This is a genomic window from Sphingomonas humi (assembly GCF_039536725.1).
In the GTDB taxonomy this organism is placed as follows: Bacteria; Pseudomonadota; Alphaproteobacteria; order Sphingomonadales; family Sphingomonadaceae; genus Sphingomicrobium; species Sphingomicrobium humi.
This window is the reverse complement of the sequence record NZ_BAAAZD010000002.1, coordinates 331,613-348,023: the sequence shown is the minus strand read 5'-3', so window position 1 is coordinate 348,023 and position 16,411 is coordinate 331,613. Positions and strand designations below refer to the sequence as shown.

General features: G+C 65.9%; 19 protein-coding genes. 3 read left to right on the top strand and 16 right to left on the bottom strand.

What is annotated here, in order from left to right:
- From ABD729_RS09580 to ABD729_RS09535, 10 genes are all read right to left on the bottom strand, one after another.
- Window positions 1-138, bottom strand: coding sequence for a hypothetical protein (locus ABD729_RS09580; protein ID WP_344710017.1), 138 nt, complete (start codon window positions 136-138; stop codon window positions 1-3).
- A complete protein-coding gene (locus tag ABD729_RS09575) occupies window positions 135-821 on the bottom strand; it encodes a complex I 24 kDa subunit family protein (RefSeq protein ID WP_344710016.1) in 687 nt (228 codons plus the stop codon). Before ABD729_RS09575 ends, ABD729_RS09580 begins: the two co-directional genes overlap by 4 nt.
- On the bottom strand, window positions 821-2,095 hold the full coding sequence (locus ABD729_RS09570; RefSeq protein ID WP_344710015.1) for an NADH-quinone oxidoreductase subunit D: 1,275 nt from the start codon (window positions 2,093-2,095) through the stop codon (window positions 821-823). Before ABD729_RS09570 ends, ABD729_RS09575 begins: the two co-directional genes overlap by 1 nt.
- A complete protein-coding gene (locus tag ABD729_RS09565) occupies window positions 2,095-2,985 on the bottom strand; it encodes an NADH-quinone oxidoreductase subunit C (protein WP_344710014.1) in 891 nt (296 codons plus the stop codon). Before ABD729_RS09565 ends, ABD729_RS09570 begins: the two co-directional genes overlap by 1 nt.
- The gene (locus tag ABD729_RS09560) at window positions 2,982-3,455 is read right to left on the bottom strand and encodes a NuoB/complex I 20 kDa subunit family protein (RefSeq protein WP_344711395.1); all 474 of its coding nucleotides are present in this window, start codon (window positions 3,453-3,455) and stop codon (window positions 2,982-2,984) included. Before ABD729_RS09560 ends, ABD729_RS09565 begins: the two co-directional genes overlap by 4 nt.
- Before the next feature lie 98 nt (window positions 3,456-3,553).
- A complete protein-coding gene (ndhC, locus tag ABD729_RS09555; RefSeq protein ID WP_344710013.1) occupies window positions 3,554-3,931 on the bottom strand; it encodes an NADH-quinone oxidoreductase subunit A in 378 nt (125 codons plus the stop codon).
- Window positions 3,932-4,088: 157 nt separating this feature from the next.
- Complete coding sequence (locus tag ABD729_RS09550; RefSeq protein ID WP_344710012.1) at window positions 4,089-4,904, bottom strand: inositol monophosphatase family protein; 816 nt, start codon at window positions 4,902-4,904, stop codon at window positions 4,089-4,091.
- A 103-nt stretch (window positions 4,905-5,007) separates the two neighbouring features.
- Window positions 5,008-5,571, bottom strand: a complete 564-nt coding sequence (gene efp / locus ABD729_RS09545) for an elongation factor P (protein ID WP_344710011.1) — start codon at window positions 5,569-5,571, stop codon at window positions 5,008-5,010.
- 60 nt (window positions 5,572-5,631) lie between these two features.
- The gene (locus ABD729_RS09540; protein WP_344710010.1) at window positions 5,632-6,318 is read right to left on the bottom strand and encodes a M23 family metallopeptidase; all 687 of its coding nucleotides are present in this window, start codon (window positions 6,316-6,318) and stop codon (window positions 5,632-5,634) included.
- 7 nt (window positions 6,319-6,325) lie between these two features.
- Window positions 6,326-7,450, bottom strand: coding sequence for a L,D-transpeptidase family protein (locus ABD729_RS09535; RefSeq protein WP_344710009.1), 1,125 nt, complete (start codon window positions 7,448-7,450; stop codon window positions 6,326-6,328).
- A 112-nt stretch (window positions 7,451-7,562) separates the two neighbouring features.
- Here ABD729_RS09535 and ABD729_RS09530 point away from each other — a divergent pair, with 112 nt between their 5' ends.
- Complete coding sequence (locus ABD729_RS09530) at window positions 7,563-8,219, top strand: HAD family hydrolase (protein ID WP_344710007.1); 657 nt, start codon at window positions 7,563-7,565, stop codon at window positions 8,217-8,219.
- Here the strand turns inward: ABD729_RS09530 and thiE are convergent.
- Both thiE and ABD729_RS09520 read right to left on the bottom strand, forming a co-directional pair.
- Complete coding sequence (thiE, locus tag ABD729_RS09525; protein WP_344711393.1) at window positions 8,206-8,886, bottom strand: thiamine phosphate synthase; 681 nt, start codon at window positions 8,884-8,886, stop codon at window positions 8,206-8,208. The genes ABD729_RS09530 and thiE overlap by 14 nt on opposite strands.
- A gap of 14 nt (window positions 8,887-8,900) precedes the next feature.
- Window positions 8,901-9,422 carry a hypothetical protein gene (locus tag ABD729_RS09520; protein WP_344710006.1) on the bottom strand — a complete coding sequence of 174 codons (522 nt, stop codon included), beginning with the start codon at window positions 9,420-9,422 and terminating at the stop codon, window positions 8,901-8,903.
- 96 nt (window positions 9,423-9,518) lie between these two features.
- On the opposite strand from ABD729_RS09520, the gene ABD729_RS09515 reads away from it, so the two are divergent.
- Window positions 9,519-10,676, top strand: a complete 1,158-nt coding sequence (locus tag ABD729_RS09515; protein WP_344710005.1) for a winged helix-turn-helix domain-containing protein — start codon at window positions 9,519-9,521, stop codon at window positions 10,674-10,676.
- A 7-nt stretch (window positions 10,677-10,683) separates the two neighbouring features.
- Here ABD729_RS09515 and ABD729_RS09510 read toward each other — a convergent pair whose 3' ends face one another.
- From ABD729_RS09510 to tkt, 4 genes are all read right to left on the bottom strand, one after another.
- A complete protein-coding gene (locus ABD729_RS09510; RefSeq protein WP_344710004.1) occupies window positions 10,684-11,571 on the bottom strand; it encodes a fructose bisphosphate aldolase in 888 nt (295 codons plus the stop codon).
- 71 nt (window positions 11,572-11,642) lie between these two features.
- Complete coding sequence (locus ABD729_RS09505; RefSeq protein ID WP_344710003.1) at window positions 11,643-12,845, bottom strand: phosphoglycerate kinase; 1,203 nt, start codon at window positions 12,843-12,845, stop codon at window positions 11,643-11,645.
- Window positions 12,846-12,944: 99 nt separating this feature from the next.
- Complete coding sequence (gap, locus tag ABD729_RS09500) at window positions 12,945-13,952, bottom strand: type I glyceraldehyde-3-phosphate dehydrogenase (RefSeq protein WP_344710001.1); 1,008 nt, start codon at window positions 13,950-13,952, stop codon at window positions 12,945-12,947.
- A gap of 110 nt (window positions 13,953-14,062) precedes the next feature.
- Complete coding sequence (tkt, locus tag ABD729_RS09495; RefSeq protein WP_344710000.1) at window positions 14,063-16,102, bottom strand: transketolase; 2,040 nt, start codon at window positions 16,100-16,102, stop codon at window positions 14,063-14,065.
- Between the two features lie 133 nt (window positions 16,103-16,235).
- Here tkt and ABD729_RS09490 point away from each other — a divergent pair, with 133 nt between their 5' ends.
- Window positions 16,236-16,409 carry a hypothetical protein gene (locus ABD729_RS09490; protein WP_344709999.1) on the top strand — a complete coding sequence of 58 codons (174 nt, stop codon included), beginning with the start codon at window positions 16,236-16,238 and terminating at the stop codon, window positions 16,407-16,409.
- Window positions 16,410-16,411 lie beyond the last annotated feature (2 nt).

The following is a 16,411-nucleotide window of genomic DNA, read 5'->3' as shown; positions in this document are numbered from 1 at the left end:
TTACAGCGAGCCCTGCGAAAGGAAGTAGACGACGGCGATGACGATTGCCGCCAGCACGGCGAACTTCACGACGCCCGTGATGAAGCGGAACGCGAGAAAGGCGAGCAGCAGCCCGACCACGATGACGACGATGCTCATGCCCCCTCGCCCGCATCGGCCCATTGCGGCCGATAGTCGTAATTGCGCTCGGCCATCTTCTTGAGGCTGGTCGGCCCACCTTCGGGGCAGCTCGTCTGGCGCCCGATCTGCGAACCCGTCCGGACCGGCTTGCCCGCCGCCAGCGCATCGAGAAGCGCGGCGGTGCTTTCCTCGGTCAGATCCTCGAAATTGTCGTCGTTGATCTGGACCATCGGCGCGTTGGCGCAGGCGCCGAGACACTCGACCTCGGTCAGGGTGAACAGCCCGTCGGGCGTCGTGTGGCCCTTCTTCATGCCCTTGGCGTAGCAGGCCTTGAGCACATCGTCGGAGCCGCGCAGCATGCACGGCGTCGTGCCGCAAACCTGCACGTGATACTTTCCGACCGGCACCAGGTTGAACATGGTGTAGAAGCTGGCGACTTCCATCGCGCGGATCGGGGGCAGCCCGCATTCCGCCGCGACGAACTCGATCACCGGGATCGGCAACCAGCCCTGCGTGCCCGTCTCCACGCCGACCTGACGCTGGGCGAGATCGAGCAGCGGGATCACGGCCGAGGCCTTGCGGCCGTCAGGATATTTGCCGAGCGCGCGCGCGGCTTCGGGCGCATGCGCCTTGTCCCAGGTAAACCCGCCCCAGCGCTCGCGCAGCTCGGGGACGTCGGGGGCGAAGTGACGCTCGGCCATTAGCGATCACACTCCCCGAACACGATGTCCATCGCGCCGAGAACGGCGGTCGTATCGGCCAGCATGTGACCCTTCATCATGAAATCCATCGCCTGCAGGTGGCTGAACGCGGTCGGCCTGATCTTGCAGCGGTACGGCTTGTTGCTTCCGTCGCTGACCAGATAGACGCCGAATTCGCCCTTGGGGCTTTCGGTCGCGACATACACTTCGCCCGCGGGCACGTGATAACCTTCGGTGTAGAGCTTGAAGTGGTGGATCAAGGCCTCCATCGAGGTCTTCATCTCCGCGCGCTTGGGCGGGAACACCTTGCGGTCGCTGCTGCCGATCTCGCCCTTGGGCATCTCGTTCAGGCACTGGCGGACGATGCGCCAGCTCTGGCGCACTTCCTCGACTCGGACCATGAAGCGATCGTAGCAGTCGCCGCGCGTCCCGACCGGCACGTCGAACTGCATCCGGTCATAGACCTCATAGGGCTGCGACTTGCGGATGTCCCACGGAATGCCGGAACCGCGGATCATCGGGCCCGAGAAGCCCCAGGCGATCGCGTCTTCCTTGGTCACAGTCGCAATGTCGACGTTGCGCTGCTTGAAGATGCGGTTGTCGGCGACCAGGCTGATCGCGTCCTCGAACAGCTGCAGGCGCTTGTCGAGGAAGGTGCCGATCTCGTCGAACGTCTTGGGCGTGATGTCCTGGTGGACACCGCCGACGCGGAAGTAATTGGCGTGCATCCGCGCGCCCGACACGCTTTCGTAGATCTGCATGAGGTCTTCACGCAGTTCGAACAGCCACAGATTCGGCGTCATCGCGCCCACGTCCATGACGTGGGAGCCAAGGTTGAGCATGTGGTTCTTGATGCGGGTCAGCTCCGCCATCATGACCCGGATATACTGGGCGCGGATCGGCACCTCGAGGCCCATCAGCTTCTCAGCCGCCAGCACGAAGCTGTGCTCCATGCACATCGGCGAGCAGTAATCGAGGCGATCGAAATAAGGGATCGCCTGCGCGTAGGTCTTGTACTCGATCAACTTTTCGGTGCCGCGATGGAGCAGCCCGACGTGCGGGTCGCAGCGCTCGACGATCTCGCCGTCGAGCTCCATGATCAGGCGCAGCACGCCATGCGCGGCCGGATGCTGCGGGCCGAAGTTGATCGTATAATTATTGATCGCCTGGTCGCCCGGCTCCGACTGCACGCCCAGTTCGACGGTGCGCAGCTGCTTCTCGACCTTGCCGGCCTCTAGTTCGGTCGCGGTCGCGACGTCCTGTTCGATTGCCATTACTGCGCCTCCCCGCTGTCGCGGGTTACGTTGGGTCCCTTGGGCAGCGGCTGGTCGATCTCGGTCGTCTTGCCGCCGAGCTGCGCCGCCTTGTCCGCATTTGACTTGCGGGCCTCAGCCGATGCTTCGGCCTTGCCGGCAGTCGCCCGATCTTCATTGTCAGTGTTGTACGGCTTGTCGCCCTTTCGCTCACCCGCACCGGCCGCTGGCACCATCTTGGGCTCTTCCGGCTTGGCGGGCGCCGGCGCAGGCGAAGGCGCGCCGGCTGCCTGCGGCTCGGCCTTCTCATCGCCCGGCAGGCGATATTCCGGCCCATTCCACGGCGTCAGGAAATCGAACGAGCGGAAATCCTGGGCCAAACTCACCGGCTCGTAGACCACGCGCTTTTCGGCTTCCGAATAGCGCATCTCGGTATAGCCGGTCAGCGGGAAGTCCTTGCGCAGCGGATATCCTTCGAACCCATAGTCGGTGAGGATGCGGCGAAGGTCGGCATTGCCCGCAAAGGTCACGCCATAAAGGTCGAACACTTCGCGCTCGAGCCAGCCGGCGACCGGCCACAGGGTGGTGACGGTCGGCACCGGGGTCGTCTCGTCGGTGCGGACCTTGACGCGGATACGGCGGTTCCGGGTCAGCGAGAGAAGGTGGTAATTGACCTCGAAACGCTCAGGGTTCTCGGGATAGTCGACCCCGGCAATTTCCATCAGCTGCTGATATTCGAGGCCCGGCGTGTCGCGCAGCAGGCGGCAGGCATCGGCCACGCCTTCGCGCTGCACGGTCAGCGTGATCTCGTCCGCTGCAAGCTTCTCCTCGAGGATCAACGAGCCGAGCGCTGTGCGCGCAGCCTCGATCACGCCCTCGTCGGAAGCGGTCCTGGGAGCCGAATGGGTCACCGCGCGATCGTCCCCTCGCGGCGGATCTTCCGCTGCAATTGCATGATCCCGTACAGCAGCGCCTCGGCGGTCGGCGGGCAGCCCGGGACATAGATGTCGACGGGCACGATCCGGTCGCAGCCGCGGACGACGCTATAGCTGTAGTGGTAATAGCCGCCGCCATTGGCGCAGCTGCCCATCGAGATGACGTAGCGCGGCTCGGCCATCTGGTCGTAGACGCGGCGCAGCGCCGGCGCCATCTTGTTGCACAGGGTGCCGGCGACGATCATCACATCCGACTGACGCGGCGACGCGCGCGGGGCGACGCCGAAGCGTTCGAGGTCATAGCGTGGCATGTTGACGTGGATCATCTCCACCGCGCAGCAGGCAAGCCCGAAGGTCATCCACCACAGCGACCCCGTTCGGGCCCAGGTGAACAGATCCTCGGCGCTGGTGACCAGGAAGCCTTTTTCGTCAAGGTCCTTGCCCATTTCGGTCAGGCGGGTGTGTTCCGGCGATCCCGGAACCAGGCCATAGGCGCGGGCCAGCTCCTCCTCGGTGGGATAGGGGTTCGCCTTGGGATCGAGCATCACTCCCATTCGAGCGCTCCCTTCTTCCAGGCATAGGCAAGGCCGAGCGCCAGTTCGGCGAGGAACACCATCATCGCGCCCCATCCGAGCCAGCCGGTGTCCTTGAGCGTGACCGCCCACGGGAACAGGAAGGCCGCCTCGAGGTCGAATACGATGAACAGGATCGCGACCAGATAGAAGCGGACGTCGAACTGGCTGCGCGAATCCTCGAACGCGGGGAAGCCGCACTCATATTCTGTCAGCTTCTCGGCATAGGGCTTATCGACGCCGGTGAACCTGGACGCGATGATCGGTGCCACCACGAACAGCCCGCTCAGCCCCAGTGCGACTGCAAGGAACAGCAGGATCGGCAGATATTGAGCGGCGGTTGAGGCCACGAAGAGACTCCGCAAAACAGGCTTGGCGGCCCTCTAGAACAGGGCCGTTGGAGAGACAACCGTTGAACGGCCTCACCCCGGACTTGATCCGGTGTCTAGCCTGCCCCTGGTTGAAACGAGGACCGTGAATGCCGAACCTGGTCCGGCATGGCGAAGGTCAGCTCCGAAGCGCGCTCGCGACCAGCTTGTGGAGGCGGCTGTGGAGGTCACCATTGGCGGCAAGATATTCGCGCCGCTCCATCATCCGGTCCTGACCGCGATAATCGGAGACGAAGCCCCCGGCTTCCTTGACCAGAAGCATACCGGCCGCGCTGTCCCACGGATCGAGGTCGTCTTCCCAGAAACCGTCCATCCGCCCGGCCGCGACCCAGGCGAAATCGAGGCTGGCGGCGCCGAACCGACGGATCCCCGCGACCTCGGGGGCGATCGCATTGTAGATCCTGGTCCACTGCGCCGCGTCAGAGCGGCCGATGTGGGGAATGCCGGTCCCGATCAGCGCTTCGTCGAGGTAGCGGCGGGCCGAGACCCGCAGGCGGCGGTCGTGGAGCCAGCTTCCGCGGCCCTTTTCGGCCCAGAAGGTCTCGTCGGTCAGCGGCTGGTAGACCACCGCATGGGTGATTTCAGGCTGCCCGTTCGGCTTCTTTTCCTCGACCGCGATCGAGATGGCGAAGTGCGGGATGCCGTGCAGGAAGTTGGTAGTCCCATCCAGCGGATCGACGATGAAGCGCGGCTTTGCCGGGTTGCCGGCGATTTCGCCGCCTTCCTCCAGCAGGAAGCTCCAGTCGGGTCGCGCGGCCTTGAGCTCACCGAGGATCGTCTCCTCGGCCTGCTTGTCGGCCATGGTGACGAAATCGCCGGGGCCCTTCTTCGACACCTGCAATTCGCCGACCTCGCCGAAGTCACGGCGGAGCTTGGGGGCGGCCTTTCGGGCGGCCTTCTGCATGACGGCGATCAGGCCGGAGTGGGAAACCATGGACTATCTCCCCCCTCCTGCTGACGGGAGGGGACGGGGGTGGGAATACAGGGGGGCAGGCCAGGCCCGCCCCCAATCCTCCCGCTCGCGGGAGGGGGTACGCTCAGTCCGCGCGGCGGACGTAGGTCTGTTCGTAAACGTCGACGACGATCCGCGTTCCGCTCGAAATGTGCGGCGGGACCATGACGCGCACGCCATTGTCGAGAATCGCGGGCTTGTAGCTGGACGAGGCGGTTTGCCCCTTAACCACTGCATCGGCCTCGACGATCGTGGCTTCGATGGTGTCGGGAAGCTGCACCGAGATGGCGTCTTCCTCGTAAAGCTCCATCACCACGTCCATGCCGTCCTGCAGGAAGGCGGCGGCATCGCCCAGCAGGTCGCGCGGCAGGCTGACCTGGTCGTAGGTTTCCTTGTCCATGAAGACGAGCATGTCGCCTTCGGGATAGAGGAACTGGAAGTCCTTGGTGTCGAGGCGAACGCGCTCGACAGTCTCGGCGGAACGGAAGCGGACATTGTTCTTGCGGCCGTCGCGCAGGTTCTTGAGTTCGACCTGCATGTAGGCGCCGCCCTTGCCGGGCTGGGTGTGCTGGATCTTCACCGCACGCCAGATGCCGCCTTCATATTCGATGATGTTGCCGGGACGAATGTCCACGCCGCTGATCTTCATGGATCCGCTGTTCCGCTTCTACAGGTTGAAAGAGCCCGGCCGAAACCGTGGCCCGCGCCCCTAGCCTCTCTCGCGCGTCCCGGCAAGTTTACGGGGTCCGACCAGCTGAGGATAGGGGTTCACCGGGGCGCCCTGCCACCAGCGTTCCCCCGGCGCCATCCGGTAGATCGCATAATGGAGATGGGGGCCGTCGGGACTGGCGTTCCCGGTCGAGCCGACGGTTCCGATCGGTTCGCCGCGCCTGATCCGCATCCCTTCCCGAAGGCTCGGCGCATAGGCGTCGAGGTGCGCATAATAATGCATCCACGCGCCGTCGGGCGAGCGGACATAGGCGGTGATCCCGCCTCCGCCGTTGCTGTAGAACAGCTTCTCCACGGTGCCGTCACTGGCCGAGACGACCGGCGCGCCGCGCGGGGCCATGATGTCGATCGCATTGTGGACCCGGGCGCCGCCGGCCCGGCTTTGGGTATAGGTGTCGGTCAGTTCGCCGGGCTTGACGCCGACCACCGGCAGGATCAGCCCCGATGGCGCAGTGATCAGCAGCGCCGAGGTCGGCCGGGGCTGCGCCCGAGGAGCGCGTCCGGCCGCATCGACCCCGATCCTGGCGGCCGTCTCGGCGATCAGCGCCCCAGCGCCAGACGGCGGGTCGGGCGTGTCGGTGACGTTGCGCCACCATAGCCACGCCCCGAAGGCCAGCACGGCGAACACCACCGCATTGCCAAGGACGCTGAAGGAACGGCTCCTCACCTTCGCCTCACCCCTGGAAAATCGCCGTGAAGCCCGGCTTCATCATGCGCGACAGCCTGATCACGTCCCAGTTGGACATGCGGATGCAACCATGGCTCTCGGCGCGGCCGATCGTCTCGGGCGCGGGCGTTCCGTGAATGCCGTAATGCTCCTTGGTCAGGTCGAGCCAGGCTACACCAACCGGCCCGTTCGGCCCCGGCGGCAGCATCTTGTCGTCGCCGCCCTTGTCCTTGGCATCCCAGAACAGGTCCGGCTGATAGTGGAAGGGCGGATTGAAGGCGAAGGTCGGCACCTTCCACTTGCCCAGCGGGAGCGGGTCATGGGTCGATCCCATGGTTACCGGGAACTGCGCCACCAGCTTGCCGCTGCTGTCGCTGAGCTTGGGCGGGGCGCCACGGTTCTTCTCGCTGCTGTAGGGGCCCGCAGGGACCTCGCCCGCGTAGACGCGAAGCACGCCCTCGCTCTTGTCGACCACCACGAAATCGCCGCGCGGCTGACTGGGGTCGATATTGTAAAGCCCGAGGAGCTGCGACTGTTTGTCGTCGATCGCGCCGGCATAGTCGCGTGACGCAGGCAGGATGTTGGGCAGCCGCAGCACTGCGCCGGCGCCGATCGTTTTGTCGGGACCGTTCAGCGCCACAATCGTCGCGGGCGTGGTGTGAAAGCGCTCGGCAAGCTTTTCGAGCATGTTGCGATAGTTGAGGCCGTCTAGCTTGGCCTGATCCTCCGGCTCCTTGGGGAAGGGATAGGTAAAGGGGCCGCCAATGTCCGTGTCGGTCAGCTGAAGCATTCGGGTCGAAGGCCGTTCGTCCTGCCGCAGCGCAGCGCGCGTCGGCCCGTCGAGTTCGCCGGTAATCTGAAGCCCGCGGCTCTGCTGAAAACCGCGCAGGGCCTGGCCGAATACCATACCCTTCTTGCCGTCGATCACGCCGCTCGGGAAACCGGCGGCGTCGAGCAGGACCTGCGCATGGAACACGGTGCCGTCGATCGGCGAGCCGGGCGTGCCGGGCGGCACCCAGGGTCCGGCGACAGTTTCGGCAGCGGCGGGCGCTGCGGGGCGTTGCTGGGCGATCGCGTGGCCGCCGGCAACGATGCCTGCGGTCGCGGCGAGAAGAAGAACGGCTTTACGCATCACTAAACATCCCTCGGGAAGGTCTCGATTACCTGCCGTAACGACCGACGCGCGGCTTATTTCCAGCAAAGAAGGCGCGAAACGCTTCGCCGTCTTCCTACGTTGACGTACGATGCCACGCGCCATTCTTTTCGACGTCGACGGTACCCTCGTCGACTCCAACCAGTTCCATGTGCTTGCCTGGGCGGAGGCGTTTCGCGCGGCCGGGCACGACTTTCGCCTGGCGGCACTTCACGTGCAGATCGGAAAGGGTGCGGACAACTTCGTCCGGGCGCTGCTGCCCGACGCGACGGACGCTGAAGTCGATGAACTTGGCGATGCGCACGGCCGGCTGTTCAAGCAGCACTATCTGCGCCGGGTGAAACCCTTTCCCCATGCCCGCGAACTTCTCCAACGGTGCAAGGACGAAGGGATGAAGGTCATGCTCGCCACCTCGGCCGGGGGCGAGGAACTTCAGCATCATCTTGACCGGATCGGCGCGCGTGACCTGGTGGATGGTTATACCAGTGCCGACGACGTCGGCCGCTCCAAGCCCTGCCCCGACGTCTTCACGACCGCGGCACGGAAAGCCGGAGCCGCGCCTGACGAAGCGCTTGCGGTCGGCGACACGCCCTACGACATCGAGGCAGCCTGCGCCGCTGGCATACGCACCGTTGCGGTCCGCTCAGGCCTCTTCAGTGACGAGGAACTCGTCGGGGCTGCCGCGATCTACGACGATGTGGCGGACCTGCTGGCCCGCTTCGACGACAGTCCGCTCAGCCGCGCTTGAGCAGTGGCTGGAAGGCGGCGACCACCGCCGCAGGATCGGCCGCGTTCCAGACCGAGCCGCAGACAGCAAGGAAGTCCGCCCCTGCTTCGACGAGCCCACGCCCATTGTCGGGCGTGATCCCGCCGATCGCGACGCTCGGCAGCTCGAACAGGGTGGCCCACCAGCCGAGGATGCCGAGTTCCGGGACGTGCTTCACCGGCTTGGTCGTGGTCGGAAAAAAGGCGCCGAACGCAACATAATCGGCGCCGGCTTCGCCCGCTTCCATCGCGAGATGGCGGCTGTCGTGGCAGGTCACCCCGATCTGTGCCGTCGGCCCGAGCAACGCGCGTGCCTCGCGCGGATCGCCGTCATCCTGGCCAAGATGTACGCCGTCTGCGCCAATCCGCTTGGCGAGGCTCATGTCGTCATTGACGATGAAGGCGACTTCCCGCTCGGCGCAGATGCCCTGCAGCGGTTCGGCGAGCCGGGCGAGCTGGTGCTGGTCGACACCCTTTACCCGCAACTGGAAAGCCGACACCGGTCCGCCATCCAGCGCCGCGCGGAGGCGATCGGGGAAGTCTCCCCCGACGTCCTGCGGGCTGATCAGGTAGAGTGCGGCATCGCCCCTGCCCTGCGGCTCGAAGCGGTCGCTGAAGCCGGTGATCGAAAGTTCGGGCTCTTCATTCATCATGGGACGACGCCCTAGCGCCTCGCTCCGGCGGCGAACAGGGCCGCGGCGATCAGCCAGAACAGGCCGAAGAAGGCGCTGAAGATCGCGCCGCGCGGATCCATTCCGTAACCGCCCAGCCCCACGACCACTTGCAGCACCGCGCAGGCGAGCGTCACCTTGACCATTGCGGCTGCCCGATAACGGACCATCAACGTCCCTCCGACCGCCACCGCAAGAACGCCAAGAAACAGCAGATTATAGGGGTTGTCGTCGCCGATCATGCCGACCGCCAGATTGACCCAGATGGTCAGGAAACAGGTTACCGCCATGACCACCCCGCCAAGCCGGACGAAGACATTGCCCGAAAGCCGCGCGAGAAACTCTATCCCCGCGCCCACCGTCCCAAGCATCACCGCAGCAAGCACGAAGTCGCTCGCGGTCCACGGAAATCGCAGGATGGCCGGAAGCGCCAGCAAGATGGCGATCAGCCCCCATCCGGCAATGCGCCAAGGCGTAATGAGGCGGCGGGGCATGGAAGCGGTCATCTCGGTCATCGTTGTTCATCCTGTGACTGATTGTCTCGATGCTTGTCACGCTGGCCCTTCCTCTGGTGAAAGGCATGATCGGGAGATGAGCGTTTGCTGAGCGGGATGAGCAATGGCGTGCTGGAGTTCGAAGGCTTCCGACTGGAGCCCGCAGAGCGCCGCCTGACCCGCGATGGCGCTGTCGTCGACATCAGCGGCCGCTACCTCGATGCACTTCTCCTGCTGGCGCGCCGTCCGGGTGAGCTCGTCACCAAGGACAGGTTCATGGCCGAGGTCTGGCGCGGTGTGCCGGTGACCGACGAAGCGCTGACCCAATGCATTCGAAGCCTGCGCCGCGCACTCGGCGACGAGGCGTCACGGCCGCGCTTCATCGAGACGGTCCCGCGCCATGGCTATCGCTTCGTTGCCGACGTGCAGGCGTTGGTTCCGGGGCACGCCGCAACGGCCCCTACTGCGGCGCCGGCATGCGACCCGTCGGCGCTGTTCCCGGATAGCCCCTCCACTCAAACCAGTCCCGTAAGCCCTCCATCGTCGCACAGCTCAGCAAAGTTGAAAGATGAATCGCCTTTGAACTCGTGGTCGGGGAGGTCGCAGTGGTTGCTGATAGCGGCGGCGGGATTGGTTGGCGGCGCGGGGGCCGGGCTGGTCGGCGGAATTGCCTATGGAATGCTGGCGGCGACCGATCCGCCGTCCGGGACTGGGGCGATCTCGATCCTCCTCGTGATGACCTGCCTGTGCGTGCTGATCGGCCTGCTCGGAGGATTGGCGGTCGGTAGCGGCGCGGCGCTCGGGCGGGTGGTCGCGCGCGGCCGGCTGTTCCCGCTGATGGCCGGCGGGGCATTCGGCGGGTTGATGGTCGGTGCCCTCGGACGCCTGATCGGCCTCGACGCCTTCTCGCTGCTGATCGGTACTCGCCCCCTTGCCATCACCGGTGGCAGCGAAGGGCTGATCATCGGCGCGATCGCCGGCGTGGCACTGTGGCTGGTGGAGCGCGACCGGAGCGGACCCACTCCAGCGCTTGTCGGCCGCGGTGCGCTGCTTGGCGCAATCGCAGGCCTGCTGGTGACGCTTGGCGGCGGCAGGCTGATGGCCGGAAGCCTGGCCGGACTGGCGGCGACCCACCCCGACGCTCCGCTCGCCCGCCTCCTCGGCGGGACGTCACCGCTGTTGGTGGTGGGAGCCGGGGCGGTAGAGGGGGCGATCTTCATCGCCGCCCTCACCCTTGCCTTCGCGCTGGTGCTGCGGGGTCGCTTCGCGGCTTAGCGGACGTTTACGCCACCGAGGCGGCGTGGATCTCGTTGATCGCGGTGCCCAGCGTCTGGTCGAATTCCTCGTCGGACTGCTGATGGCGAAGGTCGCTCAACAGCGCACGGCTGAAGCTCGCAATCATTCCGGGGTTCCTGGCGAGCTGCTCGCAAGCCTCCGAGCGGCTGAAGCCACCCGACAGCGCCACGACGCGCAGCACGCGCGGATGGTTGGTCAGCGGCCCGAACAGGCCGGCCTCGGCCGGGATCGAAAGTTTGAGCATGACCTGCTCGCCTTCGGGCAGGCGGTCGAGGTGGCGGAGGATCTCGTCCCGCAGAAGCGCGTCCGAAGAACCGCGGTCGGCGCTCTTGATGTTCACCTCGGGCTCGATGATCGGCATCAGGCCGTGCCGGATGACCTGGATCGCAACCTCGAACTGCTGACCGACTACGGCTGAAATGCCGGCTTCGTTGGCCTGGTTGATGACCGAGCGCTCCTTGGTCCCGAACACGCCGAGGCCCTTGGCGCGGGTCAGCAGCTCGTCGAGCCCGCCGATCGGCTTCATCAGCTGGACCCCATCGCGTTCTTCCTCGAGGCCCTTGTCGATCTTGATGAACGGCACGATGCCCCGCTCGATCAGCGCCGCGGGAGTTGGCTTGCCGTCGACTTCGCCGTCCATGGTCTTTTCGAACAGGATCGCGCCGATCACCTTTTCACCCGAAAAGCAGGGCGAGGTGATGATCCGGCTGCGCATCTGGTGGATGAGGCCGAACATTTCCTCATCGTTCGAATAAGCGTGTTCTTCGACGCCGTAGCCCTGGAGCGCCTTGGGCGTGGAACCACCAGACTGGTCGAGCGCGGCGATGAAACCTTGGCCCGCGGCAATCTTCGCCCGCATCTCTTCGCTCGTCATGACGCTCCCTTGAACCTGCTGCATACGTATGCGGCGGGCTCTAACCGGGCATCAGGCCAGGCGCAACAAAGCTAGGCGCTTAGCGCGGCGACCCCGGGCAGTTCGCGGCCTTCCATCCATTCGAGGAAGGCACCGCCGGCGGTCGAGACGAAGGTGAAGTCCCCCGCCACGCCGGCATGGTTGAGTGCGGCCACGGTGTCGCCGCCGCCGGCGACCGAGACCAGGCTGCCGTCGACCGTCAGCGCTGCGGCGATCCGCGCGAGCGCGACGGTGGCGGTATCGAACGGCGGGGTTTCGAACGCGCCGAGCGGACCGTTCCAGACCAGGGTCCGACAGGTCTTGAGCGCGTCACCGAGCGCTTCGACCGCCGACGGGCCGACGTCGAGGATCATCTCGTCCGCGGCGACTTCGTGGACGTTGACGGTGCGCAAGCTCGGCGGATTGGCGGCGAACTCCTTCGCGACCATTACGTCGTAAGGCAGGTGGACGGTGCAGTTCGCTTTGTCGGCGGCTTCGAGGATGGCCTCGGCCTGGCCGGTGAGCTCATGCTCGCACAGCGACTTGCCGACATTAACCCCGCGCGCGGCGAGAAAGGTGTTGGCCATCCCGCCGCCGATGATCAGGTGGTCGACCTTGCCGACCAGGTGCAGCAGCACGGCGAGCTTGGTCGAAACCTTGGCTCCGCCGACCACCGCGGCGACCGGACGCTCTGGCGAGCCGAGCGCTGCCTCAAGCGCCTTCAGCTCCGCCTCCATGGCCCGCCCGGCGAAGCTCGGCAGCAGGTGCGCGACCCCTTCGGTGGAGCTGTGCGCGCGATGCGCGGCGGAAAAGGCATCGTTGACGTAAAAATCGCCAAGCGCTGCGATGCCGCGGCTGAGCTCGGGATCGTTCTTTTCCTCACCCGCATGGAACCGCGTATTCTCGAGCACCGCGACCGAACCCGGGGTCATGGTCGAGATCGCCCGCGCCGCATGCTCGCCCTGGCAATCCTCAACAAATCGGACCGAACGGCCGGTGAGATCGGCCAGCGGCTTGACCAGCAGCGCGGTCGACATGTCCGGGCGCGACTGACCCTTCGGCCGCCCGAAGTGGCTGAGCAGCAGCACGATCGCGCCGCGGTCCGACAGTTCGAGGATCGTAGGCAACGCCGCCGTGAGCCGCGTCGCGTCCGACACGGCTCCGTCCTGCATCGGCACATTGAGGTCGACACGGACGAGGACGCGTTTGCCGGTCAGCTCGGAAGGGAGGTCGTCGAGAGTCTGGAAAGAAGGCAAATCGCAATCCTTACGTTCGTTCGTGCTGAGCGAAGTCGAAGCACGTCAGCGCGAGCGCCCTTCGACTTCGCTCAGGGCGAACGACTTCAGTCTCTGGCCTCAGGCGAGCTTGGCAATGGCGCCGGCGGTATCGACCATGCGGTTCGAGAAGCCCCATTCATTGTCGTACCAGCTGACCACGCGGACCAGCTTGCCTTCGAGAACGGCCGTTTCGAGGCTGTCGACGGTCGAACTGGCGGGCGAATGGTTGAGGTCGATCGAGACCAGGGGATCGGTCGAATAATCGAGGATGCCGGCGAGCGGACCGCTTTCCGCGGCGGCCTTGAGCAGGCCGTTCACCTCGTCGAGCGTGGTGTCGCGCTTGGGCACGAACGTGAGGTCGACCATCGACACGTTCGGGGTCGGCACGCGCACGGCCGAGCCGTCGAGCTTGCCCTTCAGTTCCGGAAGCACTTCGCCGACCGCGCGGGCAGCGCCGGTGGTGGTCGGGATCATGCTCATGCCGGCAGCGCGCGCACGGCGCATGTCGGTGTGGATCTGGTCGAGGATCTTCTGATCGTTGGTGTAGGCGTGGATCGTGGTCATCAGCCCGCGCTCGATTCCGATCGCGTCGTTCAGCACCTTGGCGACCGGCGCCAGGCAGTTGGTGGTGCAGCTGGCGTTAGAAACGATCTTGTGGTCGGCGGTCAGCTTGTCGTGGTTGACGCCATAGACGACGGTCAGGTCGACGCCCTTGGCCGGGGCCGAGATGAGCACCCGCTTGGCACCCGCCGCGAGGTGCTTCTCGCCGCCCGCCTTGTCGGTGAAGAAGCCGGTGCATTCGAGGGCGATCTCGACGCCATGCTCCGCGTGCGGCAGGTTGGCCGGATCGCGCTCGGCGGTGACCGCGATACGCTTGCCGTTGACGATGATGGCATCGCCCTCGGCCTTCACCTCGCCGGGGAACTTGCCGTGGACGCTGTCGCGCTGGAACAGCCAGGCGTTGCTCTTGGCGTCGGCGAGATCGTTGATCGCGACCAGTTCGAGCCCGCAGTCCGGACGCTCCAGGATAGCCCGCGCGACAAGGCGGCCGATCCGCCCGAACCCGTTGATGGCGACTTTGGTCATCGTATCTCTTCTCCCAGTCTCGTTCGGGCTGAGCGACGTCGAACCCGGTTCTTGTGTTCGCGCCTGCGCCCTTCCACTTCGCTCAGGGCGAACGAGGGCTTGGCGCGTGGTTAACTTGGATGCGCTTCGGTTTCGGCCAGTGCAGCAGGTTCAGTTGCGCCAGGCTGGACGTGCCCAAGATCCAGCAAGCGCGCCAGCACCTTCGGCACGATCTTGTCGACCGTCAGCCCGAAATGATCGTAGAGGTCCTTGGCCGGGGCGCTCGCACCGAAGCCATCGAGGCCGAAGCGAAGCCCCTGCACCATCGTCAGGCGTTCCCAGCCAAAGGTCGTGCCCGCCTCGATCGATACGCGCAGGACCTCTTCGGGCGCCGCGCTCGGCAGTACGCTTTCGCGATAGGCTTCGTCCTGCGCTTCGAACCGGCGCCAGTTGGGCAGGCTCACGACGCGGGTCGCGACGCCCTCCCCATCCAGCCGCTCGGCGACATCGAGCGCCAGCTCGACCTCGGACCCGGTGGCGATCAGGATGACCTTCGGGTCGGCCGCGTCGCGAACGACATAGCCGCCGCGGGCGGATAGATTTTCGTTCGCCTTGTCGGTCCGCACAGGGCGCAGATTCTGGCGCGACAGGCACAGCACCGACGGCCCCTCGTGCTTCAGCGCATCGGCCCAGGCTTCGGCGGTCTCGACCGCATCCGCCGGGCGCCACACCTCGAGGTTCGGGATCAGGCGCAGGCTCTGGATATGCTCGACCGGCTGGTGGGTCGGTCCGTCTTCGCCGAGCCCGATCGAATCGTGGGTCATGACATAGACCACGCGGGCGTTCTGCAGCGCCGACAGGCGAATCGCGGCGCGGCAATAGTCGGAAAAGACGAGGAAAGTGCCCCCATAGGCAATGACGCCGCCGTGCAGCGCCATGCCGTTCATCGCCGCGGCCATGCCGAATTCGCGGATGCCGTAATAGACGTAGCGACCGCCATAGTCGTCGGCGGTCAGCGGTCCGGTCGACTTGGTCTTGGTGTTGTTGGATCCCGTAAGGTCGGCCGACCCGCCGATCGTTGCCGGCACCGCCACGTTGATGACCTCAAGCGCCATCTCGCTCGCCTTCCGGGTCGCGACCGTCGGCGGATTGTCGAGCAGCGCGTCGAGATAGGGCTGGAGCCAGCGCTCGTCGGCTTCGCCGGCCATCCGGCGGCGGAAGTCGTCGGCCTTGCCGCTCTTGGCGAGCCGCCTTTCCCATGCCGCGCGGTCGGCCGCGCCGCGGCCGCCGGCCTTGAGCCACGCTTCGCGCACATCTGCCGGAATGCTGAATTCCTGCGGGTCGAGACCAAGCTCCTTGCGCGCGGCCTCCACTTCGGACTTGCCGAGCGCAGCGCCATGTGTCGCCGACGTGCCCTGCTTGTTGGGCGCACCGTAGCCGATGACGGTCTTGCAGCGGATCAGGCTGGGGCGCGGGTCGGCGATCGCCTTTTCGAGCGCCTGGCAGACCTTTCCCGCGTCGAGGCCGTCGCATTCGACCGTGTGCCAGCCGCTCGCCGCGTGGCGGGCCATCACGTCTTCGGAGCGCGACAAGTCGGTCGACCCGTCGATGGTGATCTTGTTGTCGTCCCACAGCACGATCAGCCGCCCGAGCTTCAGGTGCCCGGCAAGGCCAACCGCCTCGTGATTGATGCCTTCCATCAGGCAGCCGTCGCCCGCGATCACATAGGTGCGATGATCGACCAGGTCGTCGCCATAGACGGCGTTCAGGTGCCGCTCGGCGATCGCCATGCCGACCGCGGTGGCAAGGCCCTGGCCGAGCGGACCGGTGGTGGTCTCGATCCCCGCCAGCTCGAAATTCTCGGGGTGGCCCGCGCACGGGCTGTGCAGCTGCCGGAAGTTCTTGATGTCGTCGAGCGTCGGCCGGTCGTAGCCGGTCAGGTGCAGCAGCGCGTAGATCAGCATCGAACCATGCCCGGCCGACAGCACGAAGCGGTCGCGGTCCGGCCATTTGGGATCGGCCGGATCGAACTTAAGGACCTTGGTGAAGAGCGCCGTAGCGGCGTCCGCCATGCCCATCGGCATGCCCGGGTGACCGGAATTGGCGGCTTCGACCGCGTCCATGGCCAGCGCCCGGATGGCATTGGCAAGACGGCGCTGGGTCGGCTGCATGAGGTCTCCGCTGTCGTGACGGCACCGAACCGGAGTCGGCTCGCCGGTAGTGCGGCCCCTTTGGGCGGTGAGCCGTTGAGCGTCAACACCTGCACCGCTTGGCAGGGGGTTTGAAGAGGCATACTTCAGACCCATGACACAGGAAGCATTGGAATTGGCGCTGACCCGGGCCGAGCGCGCCCTCGCCCGGGTGGAACGGGTGGCCGAACAGGTGAGCCACCGCGGCGATGGGGAGGAACAGCTCCGCCAGCGGGTCCGCGCGGCGATCGCCGATCTGGACCAGATCATCAGCAAGGTGGAAGCCTGACG

Coding starts and splice junctions, on each gene's coding strand:
- ABD729_RS09510 (WP_344710004.1), bottom strand. CDS start 11,571: ATGACGAGCGAAGAGATGCGGGCGAAGATTGCCGCGGGCCAAGGTTTC.
- ABD729_RS09570 (WP_344710015.1), bottom strand. CDS start 2,095: ATGGCAATCGAACAGGACGTCGCGACCGCGACCGAACTAGAGGCCGGC.
- thiE (WP_344711393.1), bottom strand. CDS start 8,886: ATGAATGAAGAGCCCGAACTTTCGATCACCGGCTTCAGCGACCGCTTC.
- ABD729_RS09580 (WP_344710017.1), bottom strand. CDS start 138: ATGAGCATCGTCGTCATCGTGGTCGGGCTGCTGCTCGCCTTTCTCGCG.
- ABD729_RS09560 (WP_344711395.1), bottom strand. CDS start 3,455: ATGGGCAAGGACCTTGACGAAAAAGGCTTCCTGGTCACCAGCGCCGAG.
- gap (WP_344710001.1), bottom strand. CDS start 13,952: ATGACCAAAGTCGCCATCAACGGGTTCGGGCGGATCGGCCGCCTTGTC.
- ABD729_RS09515 (WP_344710005.1), top strand. CDS start 9,519: ATGAGCAATGGCGTGCTGGAGTTCGAAGGCTTCCGACTGGAGCCCGCA.
- ABD729_RS09490 (WP_344709999.1), top strand. CDS start 16,236: ATGACACAGGAAGCATTGGAATTGGCGCTGACCCGGGCCGAGCGCGCC.
- tkt (WP_344710000.1), bottom strand. CDS start 16,102: ATGCAGCCGACCCAGCGCCGTCTTGCCAATGCCATCCGGGCGCTGGCC.
- ABD729_RS09550 (WP_344710012.1), bottom strand. CDS start 4,904: ATGGTTTCCCACTCCGGCCTGATCGCCGTCATGCAGAAGGCCGCCCGA.
- ABD729_RS09530 (WP_344710007.1), top strand. CDS start 7,563: ATGCCACGCGCCATTCTTTTCGACGTCGACGGTACCCTCGTCGACTCC.
- ABD729_RS09535 (WP_344710009.1), bottom strand. CDS start 7,450: ATGCGTAAAGCCGTTCTTCTTCTCGCCGCGACCGCAGGCATCGTTGCC.
- ABD729_RS09575 (WP_344710016.1), bottom strand. CDS start 821: ATGGCCGAGCGTCACTTCGCCCCCGACGTCCCCGAGCTGCGCGAGCGC.
- efp (WP_344710011.1), bottom strand. CDS start 5,571: ATGAAGATCAGCGGCGTGGACATTCGTCCCGGCAACATCATCGAATAT.
- ABD729_RS09520 (WP_344710006.1), bottom strand. CDS start 9,422: ATGACCGAGATGACCGCTTCCATGCCCCGCCGCCTCATTACGCCTTGG.